Annotated in this window: 16 protein-coding genes; 8 read left to right on the forward strand and 8 right to left on the reverse strand. The window is 61.2% G+C overall.

Annotated elements, in window-relative coordinates; genetic code table 11:
* The 3 genes from lysA to argH form a co-directional block, all read right to left on the reverse strand.
* On the reverse strand, positions 1-1,344 hold the full coding sequence (lysA, locus tag PY793_RS01110) for a diaminopimelate decarboxylase (protein ID WP_275176294.1): 1,344 nt from the start codon (positions 1,342-1,344) through the stop codon (positions 1-3).
* A gap of 115 nt (positions 1,345-1,459) precedes the next feature.
* Positions 1,460-1,600 carry a hypothetical protein gene (locus tag PY793_RS01115; protein WP_275176295.1) on the reverse strand — a complete coding sequence of 47 codons (141 nt, stop codon included), beginning with the start codon at positions 1,598-1,600 and terminating at the stop codon, positions 1,460-1,462.
* Between the two features lie 4 nt (positions 1,601-1,604).
* Entirely contained in the window at positions 1,605-3,053 is a 1,449-nt protein-coding gene (gene argH, locus PY793_RS01120; protein WP_275176296.1) for an argininosuccinate lyase, read from the reverse strand.
* A gap of 246 nt (positions 3,054-3,299) precedes the next feature.
* Between argH and PY793_RS01125 the strand changes: the two genes are divergently transcribed.
* The 6 genes from PY793_RS01125 (at position 3,300) to PY793_RS01150 (ending at position 7,208) form a co-directional block, all read left to right on the forward strand.
* Entirely contained in the window at positions 3,300-3,608 is a 309-nt protein-coding gene (locus PY793_RS01125) for a hypothetical protein (protein ID WP_275176297.1), read from the forward strand.
* Between the two features lie 81 nt (positions 3,609-3,689).
* Positions 3,690-4,460 (forward strand): N-formylglutamate amidohydrolase, encoded by a 771-nt coding sequence (locus PY793_RS01130; protein WP_275176298.1) that lies wholly within the window; start codon positions 3,690-3,692, stop codon positions 4,458-4,460.
* The gene (locus tag PY793_RS01135) at positions 4,457-5,326 is read left to right on the forward strand and encodes a shikimate dehydrogenase (protein ID WP_275176299.1); all 870 of its coding nucleotides are present in this window, start codon (positions 4,457-4,459) and stop codon (positions 5,324-5,326) included. Before PY793_RS01130 ends, PY793_RS01135 begins: the two co-directional genes overlap by 4 nt.
* A 37-nt stretch (positions 5,327-5,363) precedes the next feature.
* Positions 5,364-5,951 carry a dephospho-CoA kinase gene (gene coaE, locus PY793_RS01140; RefSeq protein WP_275176300.1) on the forward strand — a complete coding sequence of 196 codons (588 nt, stop codon included), beginning with the start codon at positions 5,364-5,366 and terminating at the stop codon, positions 5,949-5,951.
* The gene (dnaQ, locus tag PY793_RS01145) at positions 5,948-6,622 is read left to right on the forward strand and encodes a DNA polymerase III subunit epsilon (RefSeq protein WP_275176301.1); all 675 of its coding nucleotides are present in this window, start codon (positions 5,948-5,950) and stop codon (positions 6,620-6,622) included. Before coaE ends, dnaQ begins: the two co-directional genes overlap by 4 nt.
* A gap of 97 nt (positions 6,623-6,719) precedes the next feature.
* Complete coding sequence (locus PY793_RS01150) at positions 6,720-7,208, forward strand: hypothetical protein (protein ID WP_275176302.1); 489 nt, start codon at positions 6,720-6,722, stop codon at positions 7,206-7,208.
* A 20-nt stretch (positions 7,209-7,228) separates the two neighbouring features.
* On the opposite strand, the gene PY793_RS01155 is transcribed toward PY793_RS01150, so the two are convergent.
* The 5 genes from PY793_RS01155 to purM all read right to left on the reverse strand — a co-directional run bounded on the left by PY793_RS01155 (position 7,229) and on the right by purM (position 13,018).
* Positions 7,229-9,091: a heparinase II/III family protein gene (locus tag PY793_RS01155; protein WP_275176303.1), complete on the reverse strand. Its 1,863-nt coding sequence runs from the start codon at positions 9,089-9,091 to the stop codon at positions 7,229-7,231.
* A 101-nt stretch (positions 9,092-9,192) separates the two neighbouring features.
* Positions 9,193-9,855: a ribulose-phosphate 3-epimerase gene (gene rpe / locus PY793_RS01160; RefSeq protein WP_275176304.1), complete on the reverse strand. Its 663-nt coding sequence runs from the start codon at positions 9,853-9,855 to the stop codon at positions 9,193-9,195.
* A gap of 94 nt (positions 9,856-9,949) precedes the next feature.
* Positions 9,950-11,275 carry an RsmB/NOP family class I SAM-dependent RNA methyltransferase gene (locus PY793_RS01165; RefSeq protein ID WP_275176305.1) on the reverse strand — a complete coding sequence of 442 codons (1,326 nt, stop codon included), beginning with the start codon at positions 11,273-11,275 and terminating at the stop codon, positions 9,950-9,952.
* Between the two features lie 40 nt (positions 11,276-11,315).
* On the reverse strand, positions 11,316-11,939 hold the full coding sequence (gene purN / locus PY793_RS01170; RefSeq protein WP_275176306.1) for a phosphoribosylglycinamide formyltransferase: 624 nt from the start codon (positions 11,937-11,939) through the stop codon (positions 11,316-11,318).
* Entirely contained in the window at positions 11,936-13,018 is a 1,083-nt protein-coding gene (gene purM, locus PY793_RS01175; RefSeq protein WP_275176307.1) for a phosphoribosylformylglycinamidine cyclo-ligase, read from the reverse strand. Before purM ends, purN begins: the two co-directional genes overlap by 4 nt.
* A 107-nt stretch (positions 13,019-13,125) precedes the next feature.
* On the opposite strand from purM, the gene PY793_RS01180 reads away from it, so the two are divergent.
* Together PY793_RS01180 and PY793_RS01185 are read left to right on the forward strand one after the other, a co-directional pair.
* Positions 13,126-13,902: a P-loop NTPase family protein gene (locus PY793_RS01180; protein ID WP_275176308.1), complete on the forward strand. Its 777-nt coding sequence runs from the start codon at positions 13,126-13,128 to the stop codon at positions 13,900-13,902.
* A 134-nt stretch (positions 13,903-14,036) separates the two neighbouring features.
* Positions 14,037-16,346, forward strand: coding sequence for an RNA degradosome polyphosphate kinase (locus PY793_RS01185; RefSeq protein WP_408744640.1), 2,310 nt, complete (start codon positions 14,037-14,039; stop codon positions 16,344-16,346).
* The last annotated feature ends 5 nt before the right edge of the window (positions 16,347-16,351 follow it).

A 16,351-nucleotide genomic window follows, 5' to 3' on the forward strand; every position in this document is an offset into this window, starting at 1 on the left:
TCAGGCTTTTCCGTTCGGGGGAGCTGGCATGGCTTCATCCTGCCACAGTTCTTCCAGTGTCTGCCGGTGGCGTATAACCGTCCATTGACCGTTCTCGACCAGAACCTGCGCGGCCAGAGGGCGGCTGTTATAGGTGGAACTCATGACCGCACCATAAGCGCCCGTGTCCAGAATGGCTATACGGGATGCGCGGCCAAGGGGGGGAAGCAGGCGGTCGCGCGCAAAAGTGTCTCCACTTTCACAGACCGGGCCAACGACATGCGTAGGTGCTACAGGCTGGCTGAAGGCCTGCGGTGCAAGGGGCACAAGGCCATGCCATGCGTCGTACATGCTGGGGCGGACCATGTCGTTCATGGCGGCATCGAGCACAAGGAACGGGCCGGGGAGCCCTTCTTCCTTACGCAGGATAACGCTGCTCAGCAGCACGCCTGCCGGGCCTATGGGCCAGCGCCCCGGCTCTATGCTCAGTCGCAGCCCAAGCCCACCCAGTTCGGCCCGGATGGCGCCCGCCAGGGCTTCTGGCTGGCCTTCCACCTCGTTGCGGTAGCTGATGCCAAGCCCGCCGCCGCAGTCCACAGCCTCTACACTCAGGTCATTGGCGCGCACGGCGCGCACCAGTTCGGCCACGCGGGCGTAGGCGGCGTGATATGGAGTGGTGGAAAGAATCTGGCTACCAATATGGGTGGCAAACCCAACAGGTCTGATGCCCGGCAGGGTAAAGGCATGGGCATACAAAGCCGCAGCGTTATCAAAGGGAATGCCAAATTTATTGGCGGCAAGCCCGGTTGTAATCTTGGCGTGGGTTTTGGCGTCCACATCGGGGTTAATGCGCAGCGTGACTGTGGCCTGCTTGCCAAGGCGCGTTGCAATGGCCGAGATAATGGCCAGTTCTTCCGCACTTTCCACATTGATCTGGCCAATGCCCAGGCCAATGGCATATTCCAGTTCCGCATCGGTTTTGCCTACGCCGGAAAAAACTACCCGCTGCGCCGCAATGCCCGCCTTTTGTGTGCGGGCCAGTTCGCCACCGCTTACAATATCCGCCCCATACCCTTCCTGTCCGATCAGGGACAGCACGGAGAGGTGGTCATTCGCCTTGACAGCGTAATGGATGCAGACATCCAGCCCCGCATCCGCCATGGCCGTGCGCATGCGGGCAAGACGCTGGCGCAGTGTGCCAGCACCCAGCACCCAGCATGGGGTGCCGACCGCATCGGCTATGGCGTTCAGGGGGACACCCTCAAACATCAGCCCGCACAGGGGGTCTGTGGTCAGATGCGGGTGGGTTGCCAGCAGTTCAGCCAGCGAGGGGTCGGCATCGGTATAGGCAGGTGTATCAGCCATGAAGCGAACTGGGCCTTGGACAAAAAGAGCGGAGGTGTGGGTGGGCGCAATGTACGGCAGGCTAAAACCCGGGGAGTGTTGCATGGGGTCTGGCCTGTGATGCCATATGTTGCGTTCAGTCCGGTGGATAGGTGAGAGGGTAGGTAATCTTGTTGCGCGGACCCGGAGCCTGATTAGGTCCTTTTTTGCCGCATGCGGCCAGTGGCAGGCACAGGGCGGTTGCCAGAAACAGGCCCATGAACAGGCGGAGGGTCATATGCTCAGCCTTTTGCGGGGGTGGGAGTGCCTGCCAGAGCGTCCAGCCAGCGGGTGGCCTGCGCCATAACGTTGGATGCCGCGGTTCCGCCAAGGCTTGTGCGTGAGGCTATGGAGGCATCAACGCTCAGGACGGAATAAATGTCCTGTGTAATGCCCGGTTCTTCGGCCTGCATTTCCGCCAGAGTGAGTTCTGCAAGACCAATGTTCTGGGCCTCTGCGCGGGCCACAAGGCGGCCTGTTACGTGGTGGGCCGTGCGGAACGGCACCTTGAGCACCCGTACCAGCCAGTCTGCAATGTCGGTTGCGGTGGAATAGCCCGAGCCAGCCAGAGCGCGCATCTGCTGCGTGTTGGCGGTCATGTCGCGCACCATGCCATCGCACGCGGCAAGGCACAGGGCAGCAGCATCGGTGGCGGCAAAAACCGGTTCCTTGTCTTCCTGCATGTCCTTGGCATAGGCCAGTGGCAGACCTTTCATGACTGTCAGCAGCCCGATCAGACTACCGTTGATACGGCCTGTTTTGGCCCGGACCAGCTCTGCCGCATCCGGGTTGCGCTTTTGCGGCATGATGGAGGAACCGGTTGTAAAGGCGTCTGACAGCCGGATGAAGGAAAAGGGGGAGGAACACCAGATCACAATTTCCTCAGCCATGCGGGAGAGGTGCATGGCCAGAATGGAAAGTGCAGACAGATATTCCAGCGCAAAATCCCGGTCCGAAACCGCATCAAGCGAATTGGCGGTCGGGCGGTCAAAGTGCAGAAGTTCGGCTGTCATGGCCCGGTCAATGGGGAAGGACGTACCCGCAAGTGCGGCCGACCCCAGCGGGCATTCGTTCAGGCGGCGGCGTGTATCGGCCAGACGTCCCCGGTCACGGGCCAGCATTTCCACATAGGCCATAAGATGGTGGCCAAAAGTTACCGGCTGGGCAGTTTGCAGGTGCGTAAAGCCCGGCATGGGGTCTGCCGCATGCTCCCGCGCCCGCTGCGCCAGCGCCCGCATGAGCGAGGCCACCTGCTGGTCCAGCCCGTCTATGGCGTCACGCACCCACAGGCGGAAGTCGGTTGCCACCTGGTCATTGCGTGAACGGGCGGTGTGCAGGCGCTTGCCAGCCTCTCCTACCCGCTCGGACAGGCGGGCTTCGATATTCATGTGAATATCTTCAAGGGCTTCGGAAAAGGCAAAGTTGCCTGCGCCAATTTCTGAGCCAATTTCGGTCAGTCCCTTGCGGATTGCAGATTCATCATCCTTGGAGATGATGCCCACATGCGCCAGCATGGCTGCATGGGCCAGAGAGCCGGCAATATCCTGCTTCCACAAGGCTTTATCAAAGCTGATGGACGCGTTGATGGCCTGCATGATGTCCGAAGGTCCACCCGCAAATCGTCCGCCCCACTGCACATTGGCATTGGCTGTGGTGGCTGTTTGGGCCGGGGGCTGGTTCTTCAAAGACATGGTTGGCTGACCTGTTCGTTTACATGTAGCGTTAAGCCGCAGCCATAATACCGGAGCAGGCTGAATGCAAAACCCATCCTACCGGCGCATGCCCGGCTGCGCAAACCGTCATCCTTGCGCCAGTTCATGCCAGCGCTGCGGCGCGGGCAGTTTTTTTATGGGCAAGGCGGTGTTTACAGGGCTGGCTGCATGCGCATTTCTCTGCTTATAAAGTGTGTAAATTACAAAGGGTTCAGGATAAAGACCATGGCTCACGAACTGACAACTTTTGGAGTGATCGACCCGGGCGCGAATGTGCTGCTCGAAGTGATCAAGGCGAAAAACCCGATTGCTGCCGTGCGTCGGCTGGAAGAAAAAATGCGTGGGCCGGAATACGTGGCCGCCCGCAGCTACATGGAAGGCGGTGAAGAATCGCTGGACGGTGCAGACCCCGCCTATCTGGTCTATGAGCTGGATGGCAGCGGTCTGGATGCGGAAGGTCTGGGGGGTGAGGATGCAGGCCGCGTCCGGGCTGAGGCCGATCTGGCCGCCGTTATTGTTTCCTCCGCCCAGTAAGGCATTTTTTTCGGGTCTGGGGTGTCGGGCGTACTGCGCCCGGTGTCCCCGCCCGGCAAACTGGCACGCGCCGACAGACTGATGACAGAAATATTGACTGAGAGCTTCAGGGTTTACGGGCGGGATGAAGGCGGGCCGTTTGTGCTGGTCAGTGACCATGCCGGGCAGGCCATTCCTCCCATCCTCGATGGTCTGGGCCTGAGTGCGGAGGAGCGTGCCCGCCATATTGGGTGGGACATAGGCATCGATGGTGTGGGCCGCAGGCTGGCTGAAGCCCTGCCTGCGGTGCTGGTCGAGCAGGTGTATTCCCGTCTGGTGATCGACTGTAACCGTGCACCGGGCCATCCCACCTCCATTGTGGCGCAAAGTGATGGCACGGTTGTCCCACGCAACCAGAGCCTGAGCGCGCAGGACAGGGCATGGCGCGAACAGGCCATTCTGCATCCCTATCACCAGCGGATCACGCAGGAACTCAACGCCCGGCTGGCGCAGGAGCGCGCCGTGGTCGTGGTGGCCCTGCACAGCTTTACCCCGGTTATGCGTGGGGTTGCGCGGCCATGGCATGTGGGGCTGCTGCATAATCATGACCCGCGTCTGGCCAACATCATGATCGACCTGCTCAGGGCGGAAGGTCTGGTGGTGGGGGATAATGAACCCTATGCCCTGACCGACACATCGGATTACACAATTCCCCTGCACGGCGAGCAGCGCGCCCTGCCGCATATTGAAATTGAAATCCGTCAGGACCTGATCGCCCATCCGGCTGGTCAGGCGGAATGGGCCGCGCGGCTGGCCAGCCTGTTGCCGCAGGCATGGCGGATTTTTTGCACAAGGTATGAACAGCGGCCATGACCACTCTCCCCATCACCCCGCCATCGCAGATTATTACCGGCAAGGCCAGACTTGCGGGTGTTATGGGCTGGCCGGTCGAACATTCCCGCTCGCCTGTGCTGCATAACTACTGGCTGCGGCGCTATGGGGTGGATGGTGCCTATGTGCCCCTGCCCACGGCGCCCGAAGGTTTTGAGGCCGCCGTACAGGGGTTGCGGGCTGCGGGCTTTAAGGGGGTTAACATAACCATTCCCCACAAGGAGGCGGCCTATAGGCTGGCCGATGTGCTGGATGCCTCCGCCCAGCGGGCGGAGGCGGTCAACACGCTTGTATTCCGTGAAGATGGTAAAATCCTTGGGCTTTCCACCGATGGCAGCGGGTTTGTTGCCAGTCTGGAGGCTGGCCACCTGCCCCTACGCCCGCAGACCCGCGCCCTGTTGCTCGGGGCAGGGGGGGCTGCGCGTTCCGTAGCCGCGGCTTTGCAGGACAGGGGCATGAAGGTGACCATAACCAACCGCACGTTGGGGCGTGCTGTAGTACTGGCCGCGGCATTGCCTGGTACGGATGTGCTGCCATGGTCCGGGTGGGAGCAGCGGCTGGGAGAGTTCTCCGTGCTGGTCAATACCACCTCTCTGGGGATGGCCGGAGGGCCGGACCCGTTGTTCTGTCCTTCCCTGACGCGGGCGGCTGAAGATATGGTCGTGGCGGATATTGTTTATGTCCCGCTGGTTACGCCCCTGCTGGCTGCGGCAACCCGGCAGGGTCTGCGCACGGTGGGCGGGCTGGGCATGCTGCTCCATCAGGCGCGATTTGGCTTTAAGGCATGGTTTGGCGTTGACCCGGAGGTGGACGATGCAACGCAGGACCATGTTCTGAACAGCCTTTGAGCATGATCTGCTCCTTCTGAGCGGGCGGGGTTTACGTATGCAGATACTGGGCCTGACCGGGGGCATGGGCATGGGCAAAAGCACGGTTGCCAACATGTTGCGCCGTGCCGGGGTGGCGGTGTTTGATGCGGATGCCGCTGTTCATGCTCTTCAGGGGCCGGGGGGGGCTGCTTTGCCCCGCATAGCGCAGATGGTGCCGCAGGCTGTCACGGCTGGACGGCTGGACCGGGCAGTACTCCGGCAGGCCGTGCTGGCGCACCCGGCATTGCTGAAAAAACTGGAAGCCATTATGCACCCTCTGGTGCGCCATGCGCGCACGGAGTTTCTGCGGCGCTCCCGCCAGAAGGGAGCGGCCAGTGTGGTGCTGGACATTCCCCTTCTGTTTGAAACCGGTGCAGACCGGCTCTGCAGTCAGGTGGTGGTGGTATCTGCCCCTGCATGGGTGCAGCGCAGGCGCGTGGCCCATCGCCGTAACATGCCCCCTCCACAGGCCCGGAAGCTTATTGCCTGCCAGATGCGGGATGCCCGCAGGGTGCAGAAGGCGGATATCGTGATCCGCACAGGGCTATCCATGAAGGAAACAGAGCGGCAGGTCCGTCGCCTTATCAGGAGTTTGAGGGCATGAAGCGATCCATCCTGTTTGATACGGAAACAACAGGGCTGGACCCGGCCACCGGGGACCGGGTGATTGAAATTGCGGCTCTGGAACTGGTGGGGGACCTGCCCACGGGCAATAGCTACCACACTCTGCTTGACCCCGAGCGTGATGTGCCCGAAGAGGCCAGCCGTGTTCACGGCTTTACACGCGCGGACCTGGAGGGAAAGCCAAAGTTTGCCGAGGTCGTGGACGATTTTCTGGCATTTGTGGGGGATGACGCCCTTATTGCGCATAATGCCCGCTTTGACTTTGGCTTTTTAAACGCCGAACTCAAGCGCGCAGGCCGCAAATCACTGGATATGGGCCGGATGGTGGACACGCTGGATATGGCGCGCGAGCGTTTTCCCGGCATGCCTAACAGTCTGGACGCATTGTGCCGCCGTTTTGGCGTGGACCTGTCTGCGCGTACAACTCACAATGCGCTGCTGGACTGCAAGCTGCTGGCCGAAGTGTACGTGGAACTTATGGGGGGCCGTCAGCACGGTCTGGGGCTGGTCGCGGACGGGGAGCAGGCCCCCGCCGTGGCGTATGATGGCCCGGCGGAGCGCAGGGTTGTAAAGGTCTGCCCCACATCTGCCGAACTGACTGCGCACACAGTTTTTGTGGAAAAGCTCAAAGACCCGATCTGGAACACATAAACCGCTCCGCCATGCCTGCTTGTGCCAGCAATAAAGCTATGCAGCGGCGGAACCCTATGCCATGTTTTGGCGGTCCCGAACACAAGGAGCATTTCTGATGCGCTCAGCATCCCGTCGTTTTCTTGCGGCGCTGGCACTGTCCGGCGCATGGGCCTTGCCCGCAGGAGCAGAGACCGTTCTCGGCCCAGTCATGGCGGAGGTGACCTTTAAAACCCGCTCGGCTGATCTGGGGGTGGGGTATACTTGGGGCAACGGCGTGCTGACCTATGGCGGGCATGACTATCCGTTTGAAGTCAGCGGGGCTTCGGCTGCTGCTATCGGCTTTTCTTTTGGTAACAGCGTAGGCAAGGTTTATAATCTGCAACGGCTGGAAGATTTTACCGGAACATACTGGTCGCTCTCGGGCGAGACCACAATAGGCAAGGGTGTGGCCGGGCATCTGATGGAAAATGACTCTGGTGTGCGCATCCGGCTGGATGAAATCCGCACAGGTGGACGGCTGGCGGCCTCTCCTTCGCGCCTGACCATCCGCTTTTTACCTGTTGCCAAAAAAACCGGAACAGACAGTCACGCCACCAAAGACTGAGCGGGGTCTGTCGCTCTCAGCTACTCGCTGATCAGTGTCAGCGCCCAGTGAATCGGCCCGGGCGGGGGCTGCCCTATCCTGCTGTGGAGGAGTGCCGGATGGGCGGTCGTGGCGGGTTTGGGCGGCGCGGTGGATGGCAGAGCTCCCATACGCTCTGCGGTGTCTGAAGGGCTTGAAAGAGGTGTGGCCTGTTCTGCCGTGCCGACCGGGACATCGGGGCGAGAACCCGCTGAGGGCGGCTGTTCCTGTACTGTTCCGGGTGAGGCATCCTGCTGTGCGGGATCGGTATTCTCCTCCGCACTGTCTGTCTGGGGCAGGGGAGTGGTAGCATCCTCATCCTGCGAAGGTGCGGGTGGGGTCAGGACAAGCTGCAGCGTTGTTATCCTGCGGCCTTGGCCAAGATACACACTTTCCTCCACCCGGACCTGCCCATCGGACTGGAAAAGCCAGCTTTCTTCCTCGCTGTGCAGCAGGTGGCCGTTTTCGGTTGGCTCCACCATAATGTCAGGGTGCAGGTGGAAGCGTATGCAGGGCGTGCGGGCCAGTGTTGCGCCTTCCAGCTTTTCCTCCCCGCGCAGGGTCCGCCCGTCCTTGCCCAGATAAAGCTGGCGGTGGTACAGGCCTCCTCCCTGACTTTCGTACCCGTTATGGGTCATGTCCAGCCAGTGCGCGCCGTCCTGTGTTGCGTGGGTGCGGCTGACCTGCGGCGGCCAGTTGGTGGTGCCATTGGACTCAAAGGTCATGGGGGACATGCCCGCCAGTTCCAGAACGGAATGGGCCGCAGGGTAGCGCAGGGCTTCTGCCCACCCTTTTTGTCTGCTGGCTCCACAGTTAACGATCAGCCGTTGCCTGCCGGATGAAAACTCAAACGAAAGCATGCCCGCATGGGCTGTATGGTCAAATCCGGCCGGAGCGGGGGATGCGGCATCGGCTATGAGCAGTGCACGGCCGCTGCTCAGGCGGGCAAACCCGCTTTCGGGCAATCCCGCGGCTACGACACGGGAGCGGGATGCGCGGTTCAGCACAAGTTCCACCAGTTGGGGGTCGCATTCTGTGCTGCCGTTAAACAGGGCCAGCCCACCATCGGCATGGCGCAGGGCACGCAGGGCGGGGGCGGTCCGGTTTGCAGCGTCGACCAGTGTTGTTGGTAGCGGCAGGCGCGCAACCTGAAGGATATAGAGCATCTCGGCCAGTTCCTTTACTGTCAGGAACAGGTCTTCAGGGCTGCGGGTAATATGCCCGCCATCGGGGAGAATCTGGCTGGTTATGACCTCGTCAATCAGGCGCAGGTAGCCGGTCAGGAACTCCGGATAATCGGGGATGGATACCGCAACTGCCAGTAACCCCTTGAGTGCGCACAGGGCCTGCCAGCCATAAACGGCATCGGGCATGAGCACTATAATGGAGCGCGCTTCCATCATGAGGGAGGCCATCAGGTTCTGACGAAAAACATCATCGGCGGAGGCGGCAAAAAATTCGTAACAGCCCAGCCATGCACTCAGTCGTGCCCCGGTTATGGAGGGGTCGGTAACAGCGCGTTCGGCCGCAGGCAGGCGGGTCCAGTGTGCAACAAGTGTGCGCGCCTTGATCCGGGCGGATTCAGCCCCCAGTTCTCGCAGGTCCTGTAGCCAGCCAAAGCCCTGTAACCACCGACGGTAAGGGGCTGGCCATGCCGGGTCATCCCATATGCCAGACTGGAGCGAGCGGGGGACACCGTCAAACTCGGTCCGGTTGCGGACCAGCTTCTCCCCTACCGTCGCATTGCCCGGCCACAGGTCCCGCAGTACCACGGCAGGAGCAGCGGGAACGCGCGCAAAACCACCAAGCGGGTTGCGCATGGCATAGGCAAGGCGGGGTGCACGGGTCCAGCGGCGTAGGGGCATTAGATGAGTGTAACTCCAGAGCTGGGGTATTAAGGGCGCTACTCTAATGGAACTTTATGACAGCATTTGGTGCATTCGCACCCTCATCACCATGCGATAGATCAAGTCTGGCGGAGGGAGGCAATGGCAGCGCCATAATCCGGCTTGCCGTAAACGGCGCTTCCGGCGATCAGCACATCCGCCCCAGCCTGTATGGCCAGTGGAGCTGTTGTTGCGTCTATCCCCCCATCCACCGCCAGACGGATATTGCGCCCGCTGCATGTGATCATCTCCCGCAGGGCTGCAATTTTGGGCAACTGGCTGGGCAGGAATTTCTGGCCCCCAAAACCGGGGTTAACGGTCATGACCAGAATAACGTCCACAAGGTCCATCACCTCGGCAATGGCGGCAGCCGGTGTGGCAGGGCATAGCACAATACCCGGTTTTGCGCCTAGCTGACGAATAAGCTGGAGCGAACGATGCGTATGTGGTCCGGCTTCTATGTGTATCAGAATCTGGTCAGCCCCGGCCTGGGCAAAGGCTTCCAGGTACGGGTCAACTGGCGCGATCATCAGATGAACGTCAAAGGGCAGTGCGCTTCGCGCGCGCAACGCCCTGATTACGGCTGGCCCAAACGAAATATTGGGCACAAAATGGCCGTCCATGACATCCAGATGGATCCAGTCCGCTCCGGCGTGGGTTACGGCTTCTACTTCTTCTCCCAGCCGTGCAAAATCCGCAGCCAGAATACTAGGGGCGATCAGGGGGAATGGTGCAGAACTCATTCCTTGCTTATCCGCAATAGCAGCCGCCTGCGCAACTACAGAAAGACGGTTTGTGCACTTTTACGCGGCAACTGCCCACAGAGAGGGCAGCTGTTCAGGCAGGCCTGGTAAAACGGGCGACAAAAAAGCCGTCCATTCCGCCTTCATCCGGCCACATGCCCGGATGCGTGCGTAGCCAGCCCTCTGGCGTTAAGGCCTGAGGCAGAAACGGGAGCTCCTCTGGCGTAAAGGGCATGGGTACAAGCCCCATCGCCTGTGCTGCGCGCGCGCGGTCTGGCCCTTCTTCCTGCTGCAAGGAGCATACGGCATACACAAGCCTGCCACCGGGTTTGAGCATATCCCTTGCGGCAGCCAGAAGTTTGTCCTGCGTGGCGGTCAGAGTGGTCAGGTCACGCGGGCGTTTGACCCACAGCACATCGGGGTGGCGGCGGGCTGTGCCGGTCGCCGAGCAGGGGGCATCCAGCAGAATGGCGTCCAGCGGGGCATCGGGCTGCCATGTGGCGGCATCGGCCTGCAACGTGCGGACATCCTCCAGACCAAGGCGTGCCATGTTTTCCTTCAGGCGCAGCAGGCGGGCGGGGTTGTTTTCCACTGCTGTAACGGTTGCCCCTGTTACGGCCAGCTGGGCGGTTTTGCCACCCGGAGCTGCGCACAGATCAGCCACCTGCTCGTGTGGCTGTACGTTCAGCAGGCGGGCGGGCAGGGTTGCGGCGGCGTCCTGTACCCAGAAAGCACCGTCTTCATATCCGGGCAGTTCGGCAACCCTTGTGCCAGCAGGCAGGCGGATGGACCCATTGGGGAGAGTTATTCCCCCTTCCGGCGCCAGTGCGCCGGGGCGCAGGGTTATGTCGAGCGGGGCTTCGTGGCTGATGCCCTGAGCAATGGCGCGAGGCACACCTTTGCCCAGTGCTGTCCATGAGGTCCATAACCATGAAGGAATATCCAGCCGGGGCTGGTCCAGCCCATCCATCACGCTGAGGCCACTTGTGGCTACACGGCGCAGCACGGCATTGGCCAGCCCGGCAAACGGAGCCAGCTTGCGCCTGCGCAGCAGGGATACGGTGGTGCCAACCGCCGCATGGGGTGGCGTTTCCAGAAACAGAAGCTGCGCGCACCCCATCATTAACGCGACGCGTACGGGTTCAGGTGGTTCTTTTTTTAAAAAAGGCTCCAGCACCGAGCGTAATGTGCCCATATGACGCAGGGTTGTTGCCGCCAGACGGTGGGCGGCGGCCCGGTCGCGCGCTTCTGCCTGATGGGTGCTCGCCGAGCGGGAGAGGCTGTTCTCCAGCATACGGCGGTGTTCCACAACACCGCACAGAACATCAAACGCCACGTCCCGCGTGGGGTCGGGTTGTGGGGCGGCGGGGCGGAACCGGCCGCGCGGTTTGGAAGAGGAAGGGCGCGCAGGTGTGGTCATGGGGGCAAAAAACCGTTCGGGAAGCAGGGGAGGTGGTGGCTTATGCCACTACAAGCGCGGCGCCATTGGGCGCTGTTGCCGGGTTTTGCGTTAAAAAATGCCGCAAGGCTAGAGGATAAAGCCCATGCTCCTGTTGCAGGACACGTGCTGCCAGCAGGTCAGGCGTATCTCCGGGTAGAACGGGCACAGCGGCCTGGCCCAGAATCGGCCCTTCATCCATCCCTTCGGTTACCAGATGCACCGTGCAGCCATGCAGCCGCACACCTGCTGCCAGAGCGCGCTCATGCGTATGCAGGCCGGGGAAGGACGGCAGAAGGCTGGGATGAATATTCAGCATCCGCCCAGCCCATGCCGTGGTCAGGTAGGGGGTCAGCAGGCGCATATACCCGGCAAGGCATACGGCCTGTGCCCCAGCATCTTCCAGCGCGGCATGAATGGCGCGTTCGTGGGCTGCACGATCCTTGCCAAAGCTGCGGTGATCTATGGCCAGTGTGGGCAGGCCCGCGGCACGCGCCATATCCAACCCCGCTGCATCGGGGTTGTTGCTTAAAACAAGGCAGATGCGGGCGGGAAAATCCGGGTCCTGCGCTGCGGTAGTCAGGGCGGTGGCATTGCTGCCACGGCCACTGAGCAGAATGGCGACAGGCGTTTTTGCCGTATTCATGCTGCCCGGAAATCCGGAGTGGTCTGCATTTTCAGGTCAGGTCTGGCGTCCGGGCTTTCCGCTTCTGCAATGGAGCCGATGCGGAAAGCTTTTTCCCCTGCTTCGGCCAGCATGGCCAGCACCCTGTCCGGCTCGGGGGTGATCAGGATCATACCAATGCCGCAATTGAACACGCGCAGCATTTCTGCACTTTCCACATTGCCGGTGCGTGCCAGCCACTTGAAGACCGCAGGCATGGGCCATGCCTGATCAATAACCGCATCCAGCCCGTCCGGCAGCACGCGCGGCAGGTTGCCCGGCAGGCCACCACCGGTAATGTGGGCCGCACCATGTAGCAGCCCCGCTTTGTGCAGGGCCAGCACGGGGCGCACATACAGGCGTGTGGGTTCCAGAAAAGCCTCGCCCAGCGTACGGCCCGGCGCAAAGGCTGCGGGGTCGGTCCATGTCAGGTGGGCGTCGGCCACAATGCGGCGCACGAGCGAAAAGCCGTTGGAATGTACACCGGAGGAGGGCAGGGCGATCAGCGTATCCCCTGCGGCAATCCCTGCGGGCAGCAGGGCGCTGCGTTCGGCCGCACCAACGGAAAAACCGGCCAGATCGTAGTGCCCATCAGCATACATACCGGGCATTTCCGCCGTTTCGCCGCCGACAAGAGCGCAGCCGGAATGTTCGCATCCTTTGGCAATGCCGCGCACGACCTTGGCGGCAGAGGCAACGGACAGGCGGCCTGTGGCAAAATAGTCAAGAAAAAACAGCGGCTCAGCGCCCTGAACAATAAGGTCGTTCACGCACATGGCGACAAGGTCGATCCCCACGGTTTCGTGCAGGTCGTTATCAATGGCCAGGGTCAGCTTGGTGCCAACGCCATCGGTGCAGGAGACCAGAACAGGGTCGGTAAAGCCTGCGGCCTTCAGGTCGAACAGCGCGCCAAAGCCGCCAAGCCCACCCATGGTGCCGGGCCGGTCCGTGGCTTTGGCAGCAGGGCGAATGGCGTCAACAAGGGCTTCGCCTGCTTCAATGTCCACGCCGGAATCACGGTAGGTGAGGCCGGAGGAAGGGGTGCTAGGAGAAGACGTCATGGGTGCGCTCTTGGTCTGAATGGGAGTAAGGTCGATACCGGGAACCAAGGTCACTCAGGATTCCCGCGAACAGTCTTTACGGCAGGAGAGGCGGCGCGCAAAGCGGCATGACGCGGTTTGATGAAACAAAAGCATCTTCCCACCCCCCCGAAGAGGGCAGGAGGCGGCGCATAAACGAAGGGGAAGAGAGGATGCAGATTGCTTTGCCATTTGTGTACCGCCCCCGATTCGGACGGTCGGATTTTGTCGCGGCTCCCTCCAACGCGGCCGCCCGCGCCTGGGTGCTGGACGCGGAAGCCCCCTACCGCTGGCCCGAAGGGCGCATGGCGCTGTGGGGCGAAGGAGGGACGGGCAAGACGCATCTGCTCTCCATCTGGGCGGGGCGGTATGGCGCGCCCGTTCTGGCGGGGGCGCGGCTGCACGAGCGCGAGGTGGCCACCCTGTTCGGTCAGGGCGGGTTTAAAGCCGTTGCGCTGGATAATGCGGATTGCGTGCCTGACGAGCATGATCTGTTGCATCTGATCAATCTGGTGCGTGAGCACCGCATGTTCCTTCTTATGGCAGGGTGTCTGCCGCCTGCACGCTGGCCCGCCGTGCTGCCGGATCTGGCAAGCCGCCTGAGGGCCACATCTTCCGTGCCGCTGGGGCAGGCGGAGGAAGATCTGCTGCATCGCCTGCTGTTGCGTTTGCTGGCGGAACGGCAGATTGTTGTTGCGCCGCAGGTCACGGAGTGGCTGTTGCGCCGTCTGCCACGCCGGGCCAGTGCAGTGCGTGATTGTGTTGGTGCGCTGGATCAGGCAGCCATGGCATCGGGCGGAAAAGTCACACGCGTGCTGGCTGCCAGTGTGCTGGAAGGACTTTTTGCGCGTGATGGTGAACCGTGAAAGGAATATTTCAGTTTTATGACATGATGGCGATTTGACACCCCCGAACATTCCGGGGCCATTGTGTTTGGGATATGTTGACGGCGTATCCGGTTTTGTGCGGTCTTCGGACCGGCCGGATTGCCGGGCAGATAATGCAGGAGAGGGAGCGCAGGCCAGTGGCGGCACAGAATAAAAAAGACACCCCCCCCGTCAGTCGTGCACGTGCGTCTTCCAAGCGCGCGCCTTCACGCACCAGGGTGGCGACCAGCACCCGTGCCAAAAAAGCGATTGAGCCAAAAGTTACCCTGCAAACGCCCTCGCGCTTTATCAACCGCGAGCTCTCATGGCTTGATTTTAACCAGCGCGTGGTGGAGGAGGCGGACAACCCCCGGAACCCGCTGCTGGAGCGGCTACGTTTTTTGTCCATCAGCGCCAGTAATCTGGACGAATTCTATTCCGTGCGTGTGGCCGGGCTTGTCGGGCAGATCCGTGAGGGCCTGACCACCATCTCCCCCGATGGCCGCACCCCCGCCCAGCAGCTGGATGCGGTGCGCGAGCGCTGTGCCCGCCTTTTGCGCGAGCAGCAGAGGATATGGGTGGAACTGCGTGGCCTGCTAGCCAGGTCCCACGTTACGCTGTGCGAAACACAGGACCTGAACGATGCAGACAGGGACTGGCTGCAAACCTGCTTCATGGATCGCATTTTTCCCGTGCTTACGCCGCTGGCGGTCGATCCGGCGCATCCACTGCCCTTTATTCCCAATATGGGGCTGGCACTGGGTCTGCGCCTTTTGTACGAGGGTACGGGCCTGTTCGCCATGAACGCTCTTATTCTGCTACCTGCGCAGGTTGAACGTTTTATTCGTCTGCCCGCCACGGGCGAGGCTGTCGCGGGGGAACCTGCACGTGTGCGTTTTATCCGTCTGGAAGACCTGATCTCTCTGTTTATTGACCGGCTGTTTGCGGGGCTGGTCGTGGGTGAAAGCGGTGTGCTGCGCGTTGTGCGTGATACGGATGTGGAGTTTGAGGATGAGGCCGAAGACCTTGTCCGCTCCTATGAAAGCGCACTTAAGCGCCGCCGCCGCGGGGTGGTTATCCATCTGGACATGGAAAAGCGCGTCCCCGCCGAACTGGCCGAAGCCATTGCCTCCGATCTGGACCTGCCACCAGACGAAATTGCCGTGCATTCGGGCATGATCGGCGTGGCGGACCTCAAGCAGATGATCGTAGATGATCGGCAGGACCTGCTCTTCCCCCCCTACACACCGCGTTTTCCCGAGCGGATACTTGATTTTAATGGCGACTGTTTTGCCGCCATCAGGGCCAAGGATCTGCTGGTTCATCATCCGTTTGAAAGTTTTGATGTGGTGGTGCAGTTCCTGCGTCAGGCCGCGCTGGACCCCAATGTTATTGCCATCAAACAGACCCTGTACCGCACATCGCGCGATTCCCCCATCGTCAAGGCGTTGATCGAGGCGGCTGAAGCGGGCAAGTCGGTTACGGCTATGGTGGAACTGCGTGCGCGCTTTGATGAGGAAGCCAATATCCGCTTGGCGCGTGCGCTGGAGGCCGCCGGTGTACAGGTGGTATTTGGGTTTGCCGACCTTAAAACCCACGCCAAGCTGAGCCTTGTGGTGCGCAGGGAGGGGGCTCAGGTGCGTTCCTACGCGCATTTTGGCACAGGTAACTACCACCCCATTACGGCGCGTATTTATACCGATCTGTCGTTCTTTACGTGCAACCCGGCCCTTGCGCGGGATTCGGCACGGCTGTTCAACTACGTGACAGGCTACGCCATGCCAGCGCAGATGGAGGAAATCGCTTTTTCCCCCATTACCATCCGCAGCACGCTCAAGGACCTGATCGAAGAGGAAATTGCGCATGTCAAGGCGGGGCGTCCGGGCACGATCTGGCTGAAAATGAATGCGCTGGTCGATGCAGACCTGATCGACTGCCTGTACCGTGCATCCTGTGCCGGGGTTAAGATTGTGGGGGTCATACGCGGCATATGCTGCCTGCGCCCCGGCGTTGCCGGACTTTCGGAAAATATCCGGATCAAATCCATTGTGGGTCGCTTTTTGGAACATTCGCGGATTTTTGCTTTTGGCAATGGCCACCGCCTGCCGTCGCGCCATGCCAAGGTCTATATTTCCTCCGCAGACTGGATGACCCGTAACATGGACTGGCGGGTGGAAAGCATGGTGCCCATTACCAACCCCACCGTTCATGCGCAGGTACTGGACCAGATCATGGTGTCCAACATGCGAGACACCCTTCAGTCGTGGATACTGGAGCAAAATGCGGTGTGGCGCAGGCTTGGCGCAGGCTCCAAACCGTTTTCTTCCCATGAATGGTTCATGACCCACCCCTCCCTTTCGGGGCGGGGGTCAGCAGCCCATGAAAGCCTGAGCAGGGCGCCTGCCTCCCTCTCCCAGACCAAAGACCTGATGCTGGATGACTGAAAACG

Origin of the sequence: Acetobacter fabarum, assembly GCF_029069195.1 — a bacterium.
Classification (GTDB): Bacteria; Pseudomonadota; Alphaproteobacteria; order Acetobacterales; family Acetobacteraceae; genus Acetobacter; species Acetobacter fabarum_A.

What these genes read in the sequence shown, in the direction of transcription:
- PY793_RS01125 (WP_275176297.1), top strand. Translation starts at nt 3,300, where the DNA reads ATGGCTCACGAACTGACAACTTTTGGAGTGATCGACCCGGGCGCGAAT.
- rpe (WP_275176304.1), bottom strand. Translation starts at nt 9,855, where the DNA reads ATGAGTTCTGCACCATTCCCCCTGATCGCCCCTAGTATTCTGGCTGCG.
- purN (WP_275176306.1), bottom strand. Translation starts at nt 11,939, where the DNA reads ATGAATACGGCAAAAACGCCTGTCGCCATTCTGCTCAGTGGCCGTGGC.
- purM (WP_275176307.1), bottom strand. Translation starts at nt 13,018, where the DNA reads ATGACGTCTTCTCCTAGCACCCCTTCCTCCGGCCTCACCTACCGTGAT.
- dnaQ (WP_275176301.1), top strand. Translation starts at nt 5,948, where the DNA reads ATGAAGCGATCCATCCTGTTTGATACGGAAACAACAGGGCTGGACCCG.
- lysA (WP_275176294.1), bottom strand. Translation starts at nt 1,344, where the DNA reads ATGGCTGATACACCTGCCTATACCGATGCCGACCCCTCGCTGGCTGAA.
- argH (WP_275176296.1), bottom strand. Translation starts at nt 3,053, where the DNA reads ATGTCTTTGAAGAACCAGCCCCCGGCCCAAACAGCCACCACAGCCAAT.
- PY793_RS01155 (WP_275176303.1), bottom strand. Translation starts at nt 9,091, where the DNA reads ATGCCCCTACGCCGCTGGACCCGTGCACCCCGCCTTGCCTATGCCATG.
- PY793_RS01115 (WP_275176295.1), bottom strand. Translation starts at nt 1,600, where the DNA reads ATGACCCTCCGCCTGTTCATGGGCCTGTTTCTGGCAACCGCCCTGTGC.
- PY793_RS01130 (WP_275176298.1), top strand. Translation starts at nt 3,690, where the DNA reads ATGACAGAAATATTGACTGAGAGCTTCAGGGTTTACGGGCGGGATGAA.
- PY793_RS01135 (WP_275176299.1), top strand. Translation starts at nt 4,457, where the DNA reads ATGACCACTCTCCCCATCACCCCGCCATCGCAGATTATTACCGGCAAG.
- coaE (WP_275176300.1), top strand. Translation starts at nt 5,364, where the DNA reads ATGCAGATACTGGGCCTGACCGGGGGCATGGGCATGGGCAAAAGCACG.
- PY793_RS01185 (WP_408744640.1), top strand. Translation starts at nt 14,037, where the DNA reads ATGCAGGAGAGGGAGCGCAGGCCAGTGGCGGCACAGAATAAAAAAGAC.
- PY793_RS01165 (WP_275176305.1), bottom strand. Translation starts at nt 11,275, where the DNA reads ATGACCACACCTGCGCGCCCTTCCTCTTCCAAACCGCGCGGCCGGTTC.
- PY793_RS01180 (WP_275176308.1), top strand. Translation starts at nt 13,126, where the DNA reads ATGACGCGGTTTGATGAAACAAAAGCATCTTCCCACCCCCCCGAAGAG.
- PY793_RS01150 (WP_275176302.1), top strand. Translation starts at nt 6,720, where the DNA reads ATGCGCTCAGCATCCCGTCGTTTTCTTGCGGCGCTGGCACTGTCCGGC.